This window comes from Marinifilum breve (assembly GCF_003202155.1).
Classification (GTDB): domain Bacteria; phylum Bacteroidota; class Bacteroidia; order Bacteroidales; family Marinifilaceae; genus Marinifilum; species Marinifilum breve.
In genome coordinates this window covers 128,394-145,193 of record NZ_QFLI01000005.1, presented here as the reverse complement: position 1 = coordinate 145,193, position 16,800 = coordinate 128,394, and the positions used below count along the sequence as shown (strand labels likewise).

The 16,800-nt window shown below is 36.2% G+C and carries 17 protein-coding genes and 2 tRNA genes; 11 read left to right on the top strand and 8 right to left on the bottom strand.

The features are described 5' to 3' along the window. Nucleotides 1-18: 18 nt before the first annotated feature. Nucleotides 19-762, bottom strand: coding sequence for a CDP-alcohol phosphatidyltransferase family protein (locus tag DF185_RS12535; RefSeq protein ID WP_207784641.1), 744 nt, complete (start codon nt 760-762; stop codon nt 19-21). A 123-nt stretch (nt 763-885) separates the two neighbouring features. On the opposite strand from DF185_RS12535, the gene DF185_RS12530 reads away from it, so the two are divergent. Next, nucleotides 886-1,950: a putative type IX sorting system protein PorV2 gene (locus DF185_RS12530; protein WP_110361095.1), complete on the top strand. Its 1,065-nt coding sequence runs from the start codon at nt 886-888 to the stop codon at nt 1,948-1,950. 676 nt (nt 1,951-2,626) lie between these two features. Beyond that, nucleotides 2,627-3,313, top strand: a complete 687-nt coding sequence (locus tag DF185_RS12525; protein ID WP_110361094.1) for a hypothetical protein — start codon at nt 2,627-2,629, stop codon at nt 3,311-3,313. A 69-nt stretch (nt 3,314-3,382) separates the two neighbouring features. On the opposite strand, the gene DF185_RS12520 is transcribed toward DF185_RS12525, so the two are convergent. From DF185_RS12520 to DF185_RS12500, 5 genes are all read right to left on the bottom strand, one after another. After that, nucleotides 3,383-3,772, bottom strand: a complete 390-nt coding sequence (locus DF185_RS12520) for a hypothetical protein (protein ID WP_110361093.1) — start codon at nt 3,770-3,772, stop codon at nt 3,383-3,385. Between the two features lie 33 nt (nt 3,773-3,805). After that, a complete protein-coding gene (locus DF185_RS12515) occupies nt 3,806-4,225 on the bottom strand; it encodes a hypothetical protein (protein WP_110361092.1) in 420 nt (139 codons plus the stop codon). A 380-nt stretch (nt 4,226-4,605) separates the two neighbouring features. Further along, complete coding sequence (locus DF185_RS12510) at nt 4,606-5,769, bottom strand: sensor histidine kinase (RefSeq protein WP_110361091.1); 1,164 nt, start codon at nt 5,767-5,769, stop codon at nt 4,606-4,608. 12 nt (nt 5,770-5,781) lie between these two features. Next, a complete protein-coding gene (locus DF185_RS12505; protein ID WP_110361090.1) occupies nt 5,782-6,243 on the bottom strand; it encodes a hypothetical protein in 462 nt (153 codons plus the stop codon). Continuing rightward, nucleotides 6,236-6,886 (bottom strand): cobalamin B12-binding domain-containing protein, encoded by a 651-nt coding sequence (locus DF185_RS12500; RefSeq protein WP_110361089.1) that lies wholly within the window; start codon nt 6,884-6,886, stop codon nt 6,236-6,238. The genes DF185_RS12505 and DF185_RS12500 overlap by 8 nt, the downstream gene beginning before the upstream one ends. Nucleotides 6,887-7,094: 208 nt before the next feature. Here DF185_RS12500 and mscL point away from each other — a divergent pair, with 208 nt between their 5' ends. Further along, complete coding sequence (gene mscL, locus DF185_RS12495) at nt 7,095-7,523, top strand: large-conductance mechanosensitive channel protein MscL (protein ID WP_110361088.1); 429 nt, start codon at nt 7,095-7,097, stop codon at nt 7,521-7,523. 43 nt (nt 7,524-7,566) lie between these two features. Here mscL and DF185_RS12490 read toward each other — a convergent pair. Continuing rightward, nucleotides 7,567-7,642, bottom strand: a tRNA-His gene (locus DF185_RS12490). Between the two features lie 22 nt (nt 7,643-7,664). Next, nucleotides 7,665-7,740, bottom strand: a tRNA-His gene (locus DF185_RS12485). 121 nt (nt 7,741-7,861) lie between these two features. Here DF185_RS12485 and DF185_RS12480 point away from each other — a divergent pair. From DF185_RS12480 to DF185_RS12445, 8 genes are all read left to right on the top strand, one after another. After that, nucleotides 7,862-8,536 (top strand): DNA alkylation repair protein, encoded by a 675-nt coding sequence (locus DF185_RS12480; RefSeq protein WP_110361087.1) that lies wholly within the window; start codon nt 7,862-7,864, stop codon nt 8,534-8,536. 127 nt (nt 8,537-8,663) lie between these two features. Beyond that, nucleotides 8,664-9,425 (top strand): Bax inhibitor-1/YccA family protein, encoded by a 762-nt coding sequence (locus DF185_RS12475; protein WP_110361086.1) that lies wholly within the window; start codon nt 8,664-8,666, stop codon nt 9,423-9,425. A 35-nt stretch (nt 9,426-9,460) separates the two neighbouring features. Beyond that, complete coding sequence (locus tag DF185_RS12470; RefSeq protein WP_207784640.1) at nt 9,461-10,675, top strand: N-acetyltransferase; 1,215 nt, start codon at nt 9,461-9,463, stop codon at nt 10,673-10,675. A gap of 87 nt (nt 10,676-10,762) precedes the next feature. Then, complete coding sequence (locus DF185_RS12465; protein WP_110361085.1) at nt 10,763-11,014, top strand: type B 50S ribosomal protein L31; 252 nt, start codon at nt 10,763-10,765, stop codon at nt 11,012-11,014. Nucleotides 11,015-11,194: 180 nt separating this feature from the next. Continuing rightward, nucleotides 11,195-12,385 (top strand): GlmU family protein, encoded by a 1,191-nt coding sequence (locus tag DF185_RS12460; RefSeq protein WP_110361084.1) that lies wholly within the window; start codon nt 11,195-11,197, stop codon nt 12,383-12,385. Nucleotides 12,386-12,556: 171 nt separating this feature from the next. After that, nucleotides 12,557-15,010 (top strand): endopeptidase La, encoded by a 2,454-nt coding sequence (gene lon, locus DF185_RS12455; protein ID WP_207784639.1) that lies wholly within the window; start codon nt 12,557-12,559, stop codon nt 15,008-15,010. A gap of 133 nt (nt 15,011-15,143) precedes the next feature. Further along, entirely contained in the window at nt 15,144-16,244 is a 1,101-nt protein-coding gene (locus DF185_RS12450; protein WP_110361082.1) for an AI-2E family transporter, read from the top strand. A gap of 10 nt (nt 16,245-16,254) precedes the next feature. Further along, nucleotides 16,255-16,710: a hypothetical protein gene (locus DF185_RS12445; protein WP_110361081.1), complete on the top strand. Its 456-nt coding sequence runs from the start codon at nt 16,255-16,257 to the stop codon at nt 16,708-16,710. Nucleotides 16,711-16,800: the final 90 nt, after the last annotated feature.

The window sequence follows — 16,800 nt, the reverse complement described above, 5'->3', positions numbered from 1 at the left end:
TTCTGTTTATTTGTTTTTTTATTTCTTCTTGGTAAGATTATCAATGATCGAAAACAGGATGTAAACAAAAATTACAAGAGGAATTACAAGCCATTTTACCAATACGGACAATAAAACCAAACTCATTAAAAATAAGTATCTGATTTTGTTATCCTGCCAACTTAGGTTTTTCACTTTTAAAGCAAACATTGGAATTTCTGCAGTTAGCAATAACGAAGTAATTACAATGGCTACAATAATAATTGCAGGATTAGCGAGCCATTCTACAATAAAAGGATAATCGCCAAAGTGCAACACCAAAGGAATCGAGGCCCAAAACATTGCATTTGCAGGTGTAGGCACCCCAACAAACGATGCAGCTTGTCTTTCGTCTACATTAAATTTTGCAAGGCGAAGAGCCGAAAAAATAGGAATAATAAATGCCGATAGAAGAATTGCCATTTGCGAAATGCTCAATTCATCAGGGTTAAAATCGACAGTTGCATCACCTAAAATTGCAATTTTCAGATAACCAAAAGCAATTAAACCTGGTGTTAAACCAAAGCTTACCATATCTGCTAAGGAATCTAATTCCTTACCCATGGCCGAGTATGCCTTTAACGCTCGAGCAGCCAAACCATCCATAAAGTCGAATACTGAAGCGACTAAAACCAGTGCTGCCGCCAACTCTAAATGACCTTCAACGGCCAGTAAACTTGCTGTGCAGCCCGAAAATAAATTTAAACAGGTAATGGTGTTTGGGATGTGTTTTACAATGCTCATGCTTTCTGTTTTGTTTGTAGATTCACAAAAATAAGTGAATTTTTCGATTCTGCTTATTTACACCCCAATTATGCTAGAGATTAAAAAAAGCATATTATTTTTACGATTCTAGAATTGTACAATATGCGAGTATTACTCACACTCTTTTTAATATTAGGATTTTGTAGTTTGTCAGTAGCACAAACTTCGGCTCCTACCTACAGTAACGAATTCCTTTCCATAGGAGTCGGAGCCCGATCTTTTGCCATGGGAAATGCCAGTGTTGCATCTCAATCGAATGTTGAAGCGGCCTATTGGAACCCTGCCTCATTGGTTAAAATCGATAATAAATACGATGTAGCAGCCATGCATGCCGAGTATTTTGGAGGCTTGTCGGCATACGATTATGCAGGACTAGCTGTAAAATTGAATAAAGAAAGTGCCATAGCCTTCAGTTTTATTCGTTTTGGAGTAGATGATATCCCAAATACTTTGGAGTTGATTGATAAGGATGGAAACCTGCGTTACGATCGCATTACAACTTTTACCTCTGCCGATTATGCTTTGCTGATTTCTTATGCGCGCAAAACGGGAATCAAAGGATTAGATGTTGGGGGGAATGTAAAACTAATTTACCGCCACACCGGCGATTTTGCTTCGGCCTATGGTTTTGGTATCGATTTGGCAGCGACCTATAGCACATCTTCATGGAAATTTGGAGCGCTTTTGCGCGATGCTACAAGCACATTTAATTCGTGGGTGTTTAAAACCGATCAGTTAGAAGAGGTTTTTGCAGTAACCGGTAACGAAATTCCAGAAAATTCAACCGAGCTAACTTTGCCAAAATTGATTTTAGGGGTGAGCAGAGAGTTTCAATTGTCTGATAAGTTTGCCTTGCTGGCCGAGTTTAATACCGATCTTACTTTCGATGGCAAGCGAAATGTATTGGTGCAAGGCGATCCCATAAGTATCGATCCACACATGGGAATAGAAGCTTCTTTTAAAAAGTTCATTTTCTTGCGAGCAGGGGTAAATAATTTCCAGGAAGAAACAGATTTCGACAACAGCAAAAGCTGGACCTTTCAACCCAACTTGGGCTTGGGAATCAACTACAAAAATTTCCGATTGGATTATGCATTAACCGATGTTGGCGACCAATCCATCGCTCGTTATTCCAATGTTTTCTCGTTGGCTTATTCGTTTGAATAAAGATTTCTTTCATACCACCTAATGGTTCGGTTTGTGAATAGATCCTTCCATTCAATCCATTGGCATTTCTATTCAGGCATCACAATCTTTGCTTCAATGCCTGGTGTCGATGCTTCAATAAGTACACTTTCCAATTCAGAAGGCTTGCAGTTCGATTCAGAACACTCGATGTGTGATTCAGAAGACACGGATCTCGATTCAGTACACTTGAAGTTCAATTCAGTGGACCTGAAATGCAATTCATAACACTCGGATTGTCATTCAGTGCGTACTAATTTCGATTCAGTAGCCTTGGAGTGCTCTTCATCGCCTTGGCATTTCCTTTCAATGCATACTCATTTCAATTAGATAGCCTATAATTTCAATTCAATAGACTGGGAAAATGATTCAGTGAGGTCTGATTTTGATTCGGTTCGTTTGTATTTTGATTAGAAAGCATGTGATATACATAAATAGAAGGTGTAGTTCTGTTAGGCGAAAATTAAATCGAATTCATAAATCTCCTTTATTTTACTGATGGAATCGGCAAGGTGAGAGATGAAAGCTTGTAAGTGTTCAGATGGTGAGTATTATGAGTAATATTAAACTAAACAGTAGTTTTTGTTTTCTGATAATAATTCTATAAATTCATTTTGATAAAATATAAATAAACAATAAAAACAAACACTATTTTAAAATGAAGAAGACAATCATTTCCCGTCACAATGCAAACTTGCAAGTGGTAAATGTTCTTAAAACCAACGAGAGCAAATATTCTGGAATTCCTGCAATGGTAAATGCAGTAGCAGCTTTAAACACTTCGGTTGATAAAGCGGTTGAACTTTTTGCAAAAGTAGGTAGTATTCCGAACAAACCTGCGGGTAATAAAAATGTGGCAAAGGCCGAATTGATATCCATATGCCTGGTGGTAAGTAATGTGGTTCATGTTTATGCCTATATGAAAAAGGATGAGAATTTACAAAGTTTCTTGGTGACCTCAGAAGCTGAATTGGGTGTGAGAATGCGACAGCAGGATCTGCTGAGCTATGCCAAAAACCTGGCAGAGAAAATTGCACCTATAGCTACCGAATTGGCAGATTACGGATTAACTGAAGAATTAAAGACAGAACTGAGCAATGAGATTGCCGAGTTTGAAAAGCTCATGATAGAGCCTCGACAATTGATTAATGAGCGTAAAAATGCCAATGAAATGATAGAAGATTGTATCGTTGAAATTTATAGCTTGCTGATTAATCGCATTGATCCTTTTATGGAGCTGTTTAATGGGGATGAGGAATTTTATCGTGCCTACAAAAATGCTCGAATGATTGTTGATCCTGCCAATAGGAAACGAACAGAAGAAGAGGTTGCTACCAATGAATAGTAGGACCTTTAATAGGATATGAAAAAGCAAGCCTTTGGGCTTGCTTTTGTTATATCAATGCAATTCAAATTAACTTTTTTTCAAGTAGATTTTAGGAAAATGCTTGTCTTTTAATTTTAAGTCCTTTCTGATTGTTTTAATAAGTTCAGTCAAATAGTCATCATGTTTATCATTTTGTTTTCCTACAGCTTCTTCTTCAAATTCAAGCATAGCTTTAATGACATTTTCACTTGCAATTAGTAATAGCTTATCACGAGCGAAGACATATTTTCTTGTTGACTCTTTATTGTTTTCACCGGCAAGATTATGCAGGGCTTCAATATAAGCTACATAATGCTCTTCTTTTAACTTTCTTGTCTGTAAGATAATACTGTTTTTGTTGGCTAGCCATGCTCCAATTATTGAAACAGTTATTGCAGAAAGAGCTCCAAGTATAGATATAAATAGTCCTGTTGTCATTATTATTCAATTTAAATTTTATTCATGGAAGTATTACCAATTATTCTTGTTGAGATCAAAATTTTGCAGCATTTTAGATGCTGTCATGTGTAAATCTTCATTTTTCAAAACAATTTGAAGAAGTTTATTATTGTGATCTTTTTTAAATGATAGATTGAATTTTCCACTTAAAACTGTGTGTTCTGAATTGATAATAATAGTTGTGTCTTGTCTGTCAATACACCAAGTTCCATAATTTTCTTCAGTATTTAACGACTCGTCTAATCGTATTTTGGGTAAATCACAAGTGCCATCTTTACTAAATTTAATCATATTTGCTCCTAATGAATGTAATATGGAATTGTTTTGAAACGCGACATTGTCAATTGTATATAATCCAATTAATTTTCTTTCGTGTATATTTTTGCATGAACCAAGAAGCAGTACAAAAACGATTAGAATAAATTTATTCATAGAATCTCTTTTGTCAATTGTAAGACAACTTTGTTAATTAGTAGAAGAATAAAGATATAAATATATCCTTTAAGGGAAGTTCGATTGAGTAAAAAGAGGGGGAGGATATAAACAAAAAAAGCAAATTCATACAGAACTTGCTTTTCTCAACCGATTTAATGATTTACGCAAAAAAGAAAAGTGGCATTATCACTTACGAGCAATCAATTTTGGTTTAAAGTGAGGTTCACGATATTTGTTTTTCCCTTTAGTGTCGTTATCTCGCAATTCTTTAGGTTTAAGATGCGTTCGCATTCTTTTATTGCAAATCCCGATTCATCGATATTGTCAGCGGTAATTAAAACAAATACTTTCCGTTGCTCTTTAAATTTTAAAATCAACTACTTAAATATCGGCATTGTAAAAGTAAATTTGCTTCCTTTTCCTATTTCGCTCTCGGCCCAAATGCGGCCTCCGTGTTTTTGGATAAACTCCTGGCATAATTTTAGGCCTAGTCCGGAACCTTTCTCGTTATCGGTTCCTTTTGTGCTATGTGATACTGAGTTGGAAAACAAATTGGTGCAGGTGTTATTATCCATTCCTACACCATTGTCTGTAATCATTATTTCTGCCCAATCTTTGTTTGCTTTGGCCTCAATTTTTATGCTGCCCTTCTTGTTTGTGAATTTAATGGCATTGGTTACAAGGTTTCTCAAGATGGTATCCATCATTAGGTTATCGGCATAAATCGATATGTCTTCAGGAATATGATGAGAGAGCTCAATTTCTTTGTATTTTGCTGCTGGGTTCGCATTAATCACGGCCATTTCTACAATTTCGAAAAGATTGCTTGCTTCAGGCTGAAAGTTGATTTCTCCGGTTTGAGATTTGGCCCAATGCAATAAATTGTCGAGTAAAAACAGGGTGTTTTGTGCCGATTCGTGAATGATGCCTGCATGTTCGCGAATTTCATCACCATCTATCATTTCAAATTCGTCCATTAGGAGTTCAGAAAATCCTATTATGGTATTGAAAGGACTTCTTAAGTCGTGAGCAATTACCGAGAAAATTTTATCGCGAGTTTTCTTCTCGTTTTTCAGGCGCAAGTTCGATTCATTTAAATCTTTAAGGGTGCTTTCGAGCGAGATGTTTTTCTTTAGTAACTCCCGTTGCAGATTACTAATTTCACGGTTTAAACCAGCCATTTTGTCGTTTTGTTCTAGCAATTGCTGGTTGTTCATTCCACCGAGTATAAGAATTTGCTCATCCTTGCGATAGGCTTGTACAAAAATGGATGTATTAGTGGAATCCATGCTGCCAAGGGTTAGGTATCCTTCAAAAATCAAAATATTGTGGTTTGGAAGAGCAATAAGATCTTCGAAGCTGGGATTGATAAAGGAGGCAAGTGCATCGGTGGTGATCAGCGAATCGAAAGCAGGATTGCTAAAAAGTAATTTTCCGCCGATTGTAAACATTGCTGCACAAAGGGAATTGCTTTTTAATATCGATTCATCGATTTCATCCTGCCAATTGTTTAGCAGGCAATGAACATTTTGATTTGGCATTGAGAATTGGTTTTAATGTACTGGATTTATGCTTCCTAATTTTTCATCAGAAAGAGAAACAAAGGCCGGAATGTGAATCAGCATCCAATTGTAATAGGGATGTATTTCGGCATAACTTTCTTCGCTTAATACCTCTTTCAGAATTTCAATCCATGCATTTAATTGAGCAGCCCAATAGTTCATAGAAAAACCATGGCTTCGATATGCTCTGAAAACCCACAATATGGTATCCACCAAAGTTTCGGCATCGTAATGAGTTAAAATGGAATGAATGAAACGAGCATGGTTGGCATGATTGTCTTTCATCATATCCAAATTGTTTTCTCCTATTAGGTTTTTAATGTCCTCACGATTCAACATTTTGGTGTTGATTTTGCCGATCAGAATTTCTGATTTTTCCAGATACTCTTTAGCTGTATTGTGGTTTACTTGTTGTAATTCTTTGGCAGATGATAGTAGTTGTTGTTTATTCATAGGGTAGTGTTTTAAGGTATTGGTCAAATTCAAATAGGTTAGGAAGATATAAGACATTGGAATATTTTGCGATTACATCGATGCCTCCTCTTCTGAATCCTTGTCCACCAACAAGAATTTGGGTGTTGGGCATTTCTTCTGATATTTTTTGAATCATTTTCTCAAGTAAGGGCAGATGAAAAAATAGACTCATAGAAATGGCTATTAAATCAGGATTTGTGGTTTTTGCAAAATCGATGAGTTCCTTAATGGGAGTATTTGCTCCCAGAAAATAAGAATGCCACCCATTGGTTTCCAAAATGTCACTCACCATTTTTACGCCAATCTGATGGTGTTCATTTTCCACACACAAAACAATGGCTTTACTCTCTTTTTTACAGGCCGTAACAAGATGGGGATAAAGTTCGTTTAATATGGCTTCAACAATTGCTGATGCCAAGTGCTCTGTGGCTACGCTTATTTTGTTGAGTTCCCACAATTCTCCAATTTTATAGAGCGAGGGCTTCATTACATTTTCGTACAAATCTTTAATATCAATCCCTTGTTTCACCTGTTCTTTAATCAACTGCGAGCAAGTTATCCGATTTCCATTAAGAAGCGAATCGAAGAATTTCGTGTTTATATTGGTGGAAGCGATGCTCATTAAAACAGCCTTAGTTCTTATTGGTTTAAGATATCAATTAAATGTATGGATAGAATAATCTTATTAAAGATAATAAAACTTGTTTATAATGTTTTAATGAATTTAGGAATAGTGAGGAAGTTTTTTTTTGAGTGATAGCAATAAGTTGAACAGCAACATATAGGAAATATATTCATATCTTAAAATTGCAATTAAAGATCTAAATGAAATGAAGATACTAAAGGAATTTAAAGAATTTGCCATTAAAGGCAATATGTTCGATATGGCCATTGGAATCATTATTGGTGTTGCCTTCAATAAAATTGTATCATCGCTGGTTAACGATGTGCTATTGCCAGCATTTAGCATGGTGGTTGGTAAGGTAAACCTGCAGAGTCTTAGCATTGTTTTGCAGGAAAAACAGATAGATGCCAATGGAGAGATCGTGAAAGATTTGGTTGAGCTTAAATATGGGAACTTTATTCAGGTTACTTTGGATTTTTTCATTATTGCTCTGGTTATTTTTGCAGTAGTAAAGGTAATTAATAACATCAGACGCAAAGGGGAGGATGTTAAAGATCAAACGGTGGCTACTCCGAAAGATATAGAGTTGCTTACAGAAATTAGAGATCTGTTAAAAGAGAAGGATGAAAAATAAGAAAACAAAAAAGCAAGCTCAAATAGAACTTGCTTTTCTCTTAGGGTGAAAGACCGGGGTCGAACCGGCGACCTCTGGAACCACAATCCAGCGCTCTAACCAACTGAGCTACATCCACCATGTAATGTAATAAAAAAAGTAGGGTGAAAGACCGGGGTCGAACCGGCGACCTCTGGAACCACAATCCAGCGCTCTAACCAACTGAGCTACATCCACCATTTTCGCGTTAGCGGTGCAAATATAGAGAAATCCTGACAAATCATCCAAATAAAAATGAAAAAAATATTTCCAAAGAATTATAAAGTCTACCTTTGTAGGCAGTTAACAAATTAAAAAAAATGGAATTTTTTATCGACGATAAGGAAACGGAAGCAGTTTTTCAGGAAATATTTAAGAAAGTTCAAATTTTACGCAATGGTGAAACCCATAGTGAGATGAAAAAATATGGTTTGAACTATCAAAAATCATTAGGGGCAACAATTGTTAATTTGAGAGAATTGGCAGGTGGGTATTCGAAAGATCATTTGCTGGCACATAAACTTTGGACAAAAGCATTTCGCGAAACAAAAATTCTGGCCAGTTTGTTAGAGGAACCTGAAAAGGTGAATGAGGATCAAATCAACCGTTGGTTGGATGAAATGGATTCCAATGAGCTGATAGAGCAGGTAAGCATGAATTTGTTCATGTACATGCCAAATGTTTATGAATTGATTTCGGAATGGCTGCAATCGGAAAATTACCGAAGGGTATTGTGTGCAGTAATCATTTCTGGTCGCCTGGCTATGAAAAAGGATGAGGTGAAGGTAAGAGAGTTGTTCAAGTTTGTTGAAATGATTCCAAGCAATATCGATGAATTTTACCTGAGAAATCAGATGAAAAGAAGTTTGGGCAAAATGGTTCGCGTAAACAAAGAGATTGCTGATACCATTTGTGATAAGGTTCGTGGTTTGCGTGCAAAAGATGAAAATTGGCAGGAAGTATGGGACGATTTGCAATACGAGATTGAATTGTAGATCATTTTAAGAATATTTAAGAGGCTAAAGGTTTAAAAATCTAGGAAATCAGAATTAAACAGAGTAAATTTGAGGCTCGAAATAATATCATAACTATAAAATTATTGTAGATAAATAACTAAGATATATGGCATTAACAAAGAGTTCTAATCCGGTATTAAGTGAGAAGATATTTCAAACTTCAAGAGCAGAAGTTTATGGTGAAACAATGACCATTAATGGTACTGTGAATAAAATTGCAATGTTGCTGTTTTTTGTAGTAGCTGCGGCAAGTTTTACATGGGGAATGGTTTCAGTAACCAGTACTGGCGAAATCACTTCATCGGTTTATCCTTGGATGATTGGAGGAGCTATTGGGGGTTTAATTTTGGCCTTGATAACTGTGTTTAAACCGAAAGCATCACCTTATACCGCACCTTTTTATGCATTGTTCGAAGGTTTGTTCTTGGGAGGAATTTCAGCATTGATGAATGCTGCATATCCTGGTATTGTAATGCAAGCGGTAGGTTTAACTTTCGGAGTTTTGTTTGCCATGTTGTTTGCATACAAAACTGGTTTAATCAAGGTGACTCAAAAATTTAAGGCAGGAATTGTTGCTGCTACAGGTGGTGTAATGTTATTCTACCTTGTAACTTGGATCATGAACATGTTTGGAATTGGAAATGGGTTCTATTACGGTTCAAGTTTAATGAGCATTGGTATTAGCTTGGTGATTGTTGTAATTGCAGCATTAAATCTGGTATTGGATTTTGATTTTATTGAAAAAGGAGCTCAATCGGGAGCACCAAAATATATGGAATGGTACGGCGCATTTGGATTAATGGTAACTTTAATCTGGCTGTACGTTGAGCTATTAAGATTGTTGGCTAAAATTGCCAATCGCGATTAATTAATTTTGGGTATCCATTATTTAAGAAGTTTCTTGTGAATATTATAGAAGTTACAAATCAGAAGCATCGAACAGAGTTTTTGAATCTGGCTGGAAAGCTGTATAAAAATGATTCAAATTATGCTCGTCCGTTAGATGCTGAAATAGAAGGGATTTTTAATCCTGATAATAACTCATTCTTTTCTCATGGTAAGGCCATTCGTTGGATCCTTCAAGATGAGAAAGGAGCTACCATTGGTCGTATTGCTGCTTTTATAAACGAGAAGAAAGCTCATACTTATGACCAACCAACAGGTGGATGTGGTTTTTTTGAATGTATCAATGACAAAAAGGCAGCCTTCCTATTGTTTGATACAGCAAAAAACTGGCTAAGCGATAATGGTATGGAAGCCATGGATGGTCCGGTAAACTTTGGTGAAAACGACAACCACTGGGGATTATTGGTAGATGGGTTCATTCCTCAAGGATATGGAATGCCATACCATCAGAAATATTACAAAGAGTTTTTTGAAGAGTATGGATTTAAGGTATTCTTCGAACAATACAGCTATCATCTTGATTTGAGAAAGAAATTCCCGGAGCGATTTTGGAAAATAGCCGAGTGGATTGCAAAGAAACCAGGTTTTACTTTCGAGCATTTCAGATACGATAACTCAGAAAAATACGTACAGGATATCATTTCGGTATACAATGAAGCCTGGAAATTTCATGATAATTTTTCGCCAATAGATCCGGAAGATCTTAGAAAAATTGCCAGAGAAGGAAAAGGCGTGATTGAGGAGGAATTTATTTGGTTTGCTTATCACGAGGGAAAACCAATTGCATTTTTTGTTGCAATGCCTGATATCAACCAGATCCTGATAAAGATGAATGGGAAGTTTAACCTTTGGAACAAGTTAAAGTTCTTGTATTATCTGAAAAGAAAAACAATTACCCGAGCTCGTATTACCATTATGGGAGTTGTTCCGAAATACCAGAGGTTTGGTGTGGAGTCGGCAATTTTCTGGCATATGGACAAGGTGATGAAACGCAAACCTCATTACAATGAATTGGAATTGTCGTGGGTGGGTGATTTCAATCCGAAGATGATTTCAATTTACGAATCGGTTGGTGGAGTTAAAATGAAGACTCATTTCACCTACAGATACCTTTTTGACCCCAATAAGCCTTTTGTTCGAACACCTATTATCCCTCTGGAAAACAGAGGAGATAAGGCAAAGAGGAAAAAAGCGAAGGAAAGTGCAGAATAATTAAATAATTCTTTGCAAAATAAATTACAATATCTACCTTTGCACTCCATTGGAAGAAGATTATAAGAAATTTAAAGGATATTTAAAATGAAAAAGGGAATACATCCGGAAAACTACCGTTTGGTAGCTTTTAAAGACATGTCTAACGAAACTGTTTTTTTAGCGAAGTCTACTGCTAACACTAAAGAAACAATCGAAGTTGAAGGAACAGAGTACCCATTGGTAAAATTAGAGATTTCTAACACATCTCACCCATTCTATACAGGTAAGATGACTTTGGTAGATACTGCTGGACGTGTAGACAAGTTCATGAACCGTTACAAGAAGTTCAAGAAGTAAGATCAAAAATTACTATAGAAGAAAAGCTCCGATATTCGGAGCTTTTTTTTTGTGCAAATTTTGGAGTGAAGAATTGCGATGTACAATCAAAGCAAGTTATTCAACTCTTTTTTTGTATTTTTGACAATACATAAAATTTGATACACACGAATCCTTTCGGGATTTACTATTACTACTGCAATGAATTATATTCTTTTTGATGATGGAGCATGGAACGAATTGCTTCCTCTTACATTTACTCGTCCTGTTTCGGAGATTCGTATTGGGATTACAACCATACGCGAGAAATGGGAACGCTTATTAAATACTGAATTTAGCTTTTTGACTCAAGAATATTTGAGTGAGAAGTATCCTTTAAAAAAGGATGATACGAACATTTTAATCAATGGATCTGTTATAGCAAATAAGGAATTGCTTAATGCCATCCAGAATTTAAAGGAAGGAGATTTCTTAATCGCAAATGATCTTGTGATTGCGGCTTGCCTAAATGCTGATGAGATTGCACAGGTGCAAAATGAGAAATTGGAAGGTGTAAATAAGATCGAATTCACAGGAGAATTTGATCGAATTCACAAAACCTACGATATTTTCTCATTAAACGATAAAATCCTTCGCCAAGATTTTGCTTTGCTTACAGAAGGAAGAGAGTCGCAAGCAATTTCGGATACGGTAAATGTATTGGGAAAGGAGAATATCTTTATAGAAGAAGGAGCAAGTGTTGAATTTGCCACTTTAAATGCCCAGGAAGGACCAATTTATATTGGCAAAGATGCTGTAATCATGGAAGGTGTTTTGGTTAGAGGACCTTTAGCAATGTGCGAACACGCAGAGCTTAAATTGGGAGCAAAGGTATATGGAGCAACAACGCTTGGACCTTATTGTAAGTGTGGAGGAGAATTGAACAATGTGGTATTGTTTGGTTATTCGAGCAAAGCGCATGATGGTTTCCTTGGTAATGCAGTTCTTGGCGAATGGTGTAATATTGGTGCAGATACCAATAATTCTAACCTGAAGAATAACTATTCACAGGTAAAGCTTTGGAACTACGTAACCCAAAATTTTGCCAGAACCGGTTTGCAGTTTTGTGGTACCATAATGGGCGATCATTCCAAGCTGGGCATTAATACCATGCTAAATACCGGTACTGTGATTGGAGTAAGTTCTAATGTATTTGGAGCGGGTTTCCCTCGCAACTTTATTCCTTCATTCTCTATGGGAGGACATCATGGATTTAAAGAGTATCGTTTAAGAGCGACTTTTGAAGTTGCTGACTTGGTAATGAAACGCAGGGGAAAAGAATTTGATGATATAGAAAAGAGAATTCTGTCTCATATTTTCGAAATGACGAAAGAGTACAGAAAATCATTTTAAAATACAAATGAAGGGTCCTTACAAAAAAATGTGAGGACTTTTTTGTTTGGCACAGGGATTGCCAAGTACATAGCAGCAATTTTTTTTATAGAGGAAGCGACATTTTGTCACATCAGTTTAATAAAAACTTACTTCCTTTACAGATATAATGTAAGAAAGGCAGACGAGATAATGAGTAGTAAGATAGAATTCAATATTAGTGATATAGTTTTGTCGAATATGATGGATGAAGATTCGGATTTTATTCCAATTATAACCGATGAGGATGAAAGTGCATTGGATGAGTTGCAGGTACCTGACACTTTGCCAATACTCCCTCTTCGAAATACAGTTTTATTTCCAGGAGTTGTAATTCCAATTTCTGTTGGTAGAGAAAAATCGTTGAAGTTGGTTCGCGAGGTCTACAACAACAAAGGAATGTTGGGAGCAGCTTCTCAAATTGATTTGAGTGTAGAAGAACCACACTTCGAGGATATCAATAAAATTGGTACAGTGGCTCAAATTATCAAAATTCTTGAAATGCCTGATGGAACAACTACGGTGATTCTTCAGGGTAAAAAGCGTTTTGAGCTTGAAGAGATTATTAGCGAAGAACCATTTCATGTAGGTCGTATCAAAACCATCAAGGATCAGCGTCCGGAGGTTGAAGATAACGAGTACAAAGCCTTGGTTTCTTCGGTTAAAGATATTGCCATTAAGGTAATCAAGTTATCACCTCAAATTCCTAACGAAGCATCATTTGCAATTAAGAACATCGAAGGTTCATCATTCTTGATCAACTTTATTTCAAGTAACTCAGAAATAAAGCATAATCAGAAGCAAAGGTTGCTTGAGTTTGATAATATTCGCGACAGAGCAATGAAACTTCTTGAATATTTGGTTCGTGAAGTTCAGGTTCTGGAGTTGAAAGATGATATTCAGTCGAAGGTGAAGACTGATATGGATCAGCAGCAAAGAGAATATTTGTTGCACCAGCAAATGAAAACCATTCAGGACGAATTGGGCGGAAGTCCGAACGACCAGGATGTAATGGAGCTGGAAGAAAAAGCCAAAGACAAGAAGTGGGCTGAAGAGGTTGAAGAAACTTTTCAAAAAGAGTTAAAGAAATTGCAGAGATTGAATCCAGCTGCTGCTGAATATTCAGTTCAGTTGAACTATTTGCAGGAATTACTGGATTTACCTTGGAATGAATATACCGAGGATAACTTCGATTTGAAGCACGCTCAAAAAGTTTTGGATAATGATCATTTTGGCTTGGAGAAAGTGAAAGATCGTATCATTGAACACTTGGCGGTACTTAAGTTGAAAGGTGATTTGAAATCTCCAATTTTATGTCTTTACGGACCTCCGGGGGTTGGTAAAACTTCATTGGGAAAGTCGATCGCAGAGTCTTTGAACAGAAAGTATGTCAGAATGTCTTTGGGCGGATTGCATGATGAATCAGAGATCCGTGGACACAGAAAAACATATATTGGAGCAATGCCAGGTCGTATCATTCAAGGCATGAAAAAGGCTGGATCATCGAATCCTGTATTCATTTTGGATGAAATTGATAAAGTAGGTAGCGATTTTAGAGGAGATCCATCTTCAGCATTGCTTGAGGTGTTGGATCCAGAGCAAAACAATGCTTTCCATGATAATTTCCTTGAGGTAGATTACGATTTATCGAAAGTGATGTTTGTGGCAACTGCTAATAATGTTGGATCTATTTCGGCACCGCTTCGCGACCGTATGGAAATGATTGATGTTAGCGGATACATTCAGGAAGAGAAAGTAGAAATTGCTCGTCGTCACCTGATCCCTAAGCAAATGGAGAACCACGGAATTACTTCAGATCATATAAAAATATCGAAAGAGGTAATTGCAGTGGTAGTAGATAAATATACTCGCGAGTCTGGTGTTCGTGCATTGGATCAGCGCATTGCTAAAATTATGCGTAGAGTAGCTCGTAAGGTTGCCATGGATGAAGAATACGATGTTAATCTTAAGTCTGAAGATTTAAAAGAGTATTTAGGAGCCGAAATGTTTAGCCGCGAAAAGTATCAGGGTAATGATTATGCTGGTGTTGTAACTGGGTTGGCCTGGACTTCGGTAGGTGGTGAGATCCTATTCATTGAATCAAGTCTTTCTGCAGGAAAAGGGAAATTAACTTTAACTGGTAATCTTGGTGATGTGATGAAAGAATCTGCCTTATTGGCTCAGGAATATTTGCGTGCACATTGTGATTCTTTGGATATTAAGAAAGAAGCATTCGATGAGTGGAACCTTCATGTTCACGTTCCTGAAGGAGCAATTCCAAAAGATGGACCATCGGCAGGTGTAACCATGGTAACAGCAATGGCTTCAGCATTTACACAGCGTAAGGTGAAGAAAAACATTGCCATGACTGGTGAGATTACTTTAAGAGGGAAAGTGCTTCCTGTAGGGGGAATTAAGGAAAAAATCCTTGCAGCCAAGCGTGCTGGAATTAAGGAGATTATTCTTTGTAATCAGAATAAGAAGGATATTGAAGAAATTAAGGATGTTTACTTAAAAGGATTAAAATTCCATTTTGTAGATGAGATTATGGAAGTTCTTGACATTGCTTTAATGAAGCAAAAAGTGAAGAACCCACTGAATATATAATCAGCTTAGAAATTAAAAGAAGGCTCTCAATTTGAGAGCCTTTTTTTTATTGTAGACATAGATGTCGTAAAAATTCTTACATTTAACCACAGTTATCCTACACTGATATAACACATTAAATTGCTTTTCAAGAATGAACGGAAAAGGGAAATATATTTTGGTAGCCATTGGTCTAATTATTTTAGGATTAATGGTTTGGTATTTTAGCAACATTGTTGCTTACATTTTAATCTCGGTAGTATTATCTTTTATAGGTCGACCGGTTGTTGATTTTTTGAACAAGGTAAAAATCAAGAAATGGACTTGTCCACCTGCTTTATCGGCAGGAGTTACCTTAATATTACTTTGGTTTGTGATGGTAATGTTTTTCCGAACCTTTATACCAATGGTAGCCGCGCAAGCCCAAGAATTATCTACTATTGATGTAAATGCAGCGGCTCACAGTCTGGAAGAGCCTATTAAAAATCTGGAAACATTAATTGCAAAATATTCTGCAGAAGGAGATGATTTTAACCTGAAAGCTGTGGTAATCGATAATTTTACCTCTTTCGTGAAGATTTCTGATGTATCATCAATATTTGGTTCATTGGCAGGTACATTGGGAAATATATTTATTGCTCTTTTTTCTATTTCATTCATCACATTTTTCTTTTTAAAGGATAGCAGTTTATTTACTGGTGGTGTAGTTTTAATGGTGCCAGCAAAACACGAAGAAGGTGTTCGCCACGTATTGGATTCAATTAAAAACCTACTGATGCGTTATTTTGTAGGCTTGTTTTTTGAGGTAATACTGGTGGGATTTTTGGTTACCATTGGCTTGAGTATCGTTGGTTTGCCTTTTGGAACGGCAGTGGTAATTGGTCTTTTTGCAGGAATGATGAATGTGATTCCATACATTGGGCCGATAATTGGAGCCACATTTGGAATGATTATTGGAATTGCAACCAACATACATGCTGACTTTTATACAGAAATTTTGCCTCTACTTGGTTATATGGCTTTGGTTTTTGCTTGTGTACAGGTTATTGATAATATTTTGTTCCAACCATTAATTTATTCCAATAGTGTAAATGCACATCCACTGGAAATTTTCATTGTAATTATTATGGCAGGAAGTATGGCGGGGATTATTGGAATGATGCTGGCAATTCCATTTTACACCATTTTGCGTGTGATTGCAAAAGAGTTTTTTAACCAATATCGTTTTGTCAAGAAATTAACACAGAATATTTAACTATTGAAATATGAAAATTAGAATACTAATTACTAATCTGTTTTTTATAGCTCACGTACTTTTATTCATGTCTTCTTGTGACACTGAAAGCATGAAAAAGGTTTCGATGGATAAATTCGTTGGAACTTGGGAATTAAAAGGAAGGTCTATGCTAGAAGGTATAAAGATCGAGATAAAGAAAACTGATTCAGGAAGTTTAGTTGGTAAAGTTGTTGAGATAAACGATAATAAGTATGTGAAATTTTTTGTGGAACCAAACGAGACTTGGATTACTAACATTAAAAGGTCTTCCAATTCTCAATTTAGATTGACAGAGAAGAAAATAGGAAGTGCATTATTTGCTACTTATGGTTTAGGAACGAAAAAGGAATTTAAAGTTGAGTTTTTAAATAACGACACAATTGGATTAGGCTCTGACTCTAAAGATCCTGAACAGTCAACCATACAATATTTAAGGGTTAAGTAAGAAAGCAAGAGTTTGTTTTATCTGCTTTTGAATAGATAATAAATATCTGTTACACCAAAGAAATAAAAAGAACGCAAAGAGTGAATCATT

Coding starts and splice junctions, on each gene's coding strand:
- DF185_RS12535 (WP_207784641.1), bottom strand. CDS start 762: ATGAGCATTGTAAAACACATCCCAAACACCATTACCTGTTTAAATTTA.
- DF185_RS12475 (WP_110361086.1), top strand. CDS start 8,664: ATGGCATTAACAAAGAGTTCTAATCCGGTATTAAGTGAGAAGATATTT.
- DF185_RS12465 (WP_110361085.1), top strand. CDS start 10,763: ATGAAAAAGGGAATACATCCGGAAAACTACCGTTTGGTAGCTTTTAAA.
- DF185_RS12510 (WP_110361091.1), bottom strand. CDS start 5,769: ATGCCAAATCAAAATGTTCATTGCCTGCTAAACAATTGGCAGGATGAA.
- DF185_RS12445 (WP_110361081.1), top strand. CDS start 16,255: ATGAAAATTAGAATACTAATTACTAATCTGTTTTTTATAGCTCACGTA.
- DF185_RS12520 (WP_110361093.1), bottom strand. CDS start 3,772: ATGACAACAGGACTATTTATATCTATACTTGGAGCTCTTTCTGCAATA.
- DF185_RS12530 (WP_110361095.1), top strand. CDS start 886: ATGCGAGTATTACTCACACTCTTTTTAATATTAGGATTTTGTAGTTTG.
- mscL (WP_110361088.1), top strand. CDS start 7,095: ATGAAGATACTAAAGGAATTTAAAGAATTTGCCATTAAAGGCAATATG.
- DF185_RS12500 (WP_110361089.1), bottom strand. CDS start 6,886: ATGAGCATCGCTTCCACCAATATAAACACGAAATTCTTCGATTCGCTT.
- DF185_RS12505 (WP_110361090.1), bottom strand. CDS start 6,243: ATGAATAAACAACAACTACTATCATCTGCCAAAGAATTACAACAAGTA.
- DF185_RS12525 (WP_110361094.1), top strand. CDS start 2,627: ATGAAGAAGACAATCATTTCCCGTCACAATGCAAACTTGCAAGTGGTA.
- DF185_RS12460 (WP_110361084.1), top strand. CDS start 11,195: ATGAATTATATTCTTTTTGATGATGGAGCATGGAACGAATTGCTTCCT.
- lon (WP_207784639.1), top strand. CDS start 12,557: ATGAGTAGTAAGATAGAATTCAATATTAGTGATATAGTTTTGTCGAAT.
- DF185_RS12515 (WP_110361092.1), bottom strand. CDS start 4,225: ATGAATAAATTTATTCTAATCGTTTTTGTACTGCTTCTTGGTTCATGC.
- DF185_RS12480 (WP_110361087.1), top strand. CDS start 7,862: ATGGAATTTTTTATCGACGATAAGGAAACGGAAGCAGTTTTTCAGGAA.
- DF185_RS12450 (WP_110361082.1), top strand. CDS start 15,144: ATGAACGGAAAAGGGAAATATATTTTGGTAGCCATTGGTCTAATTATT.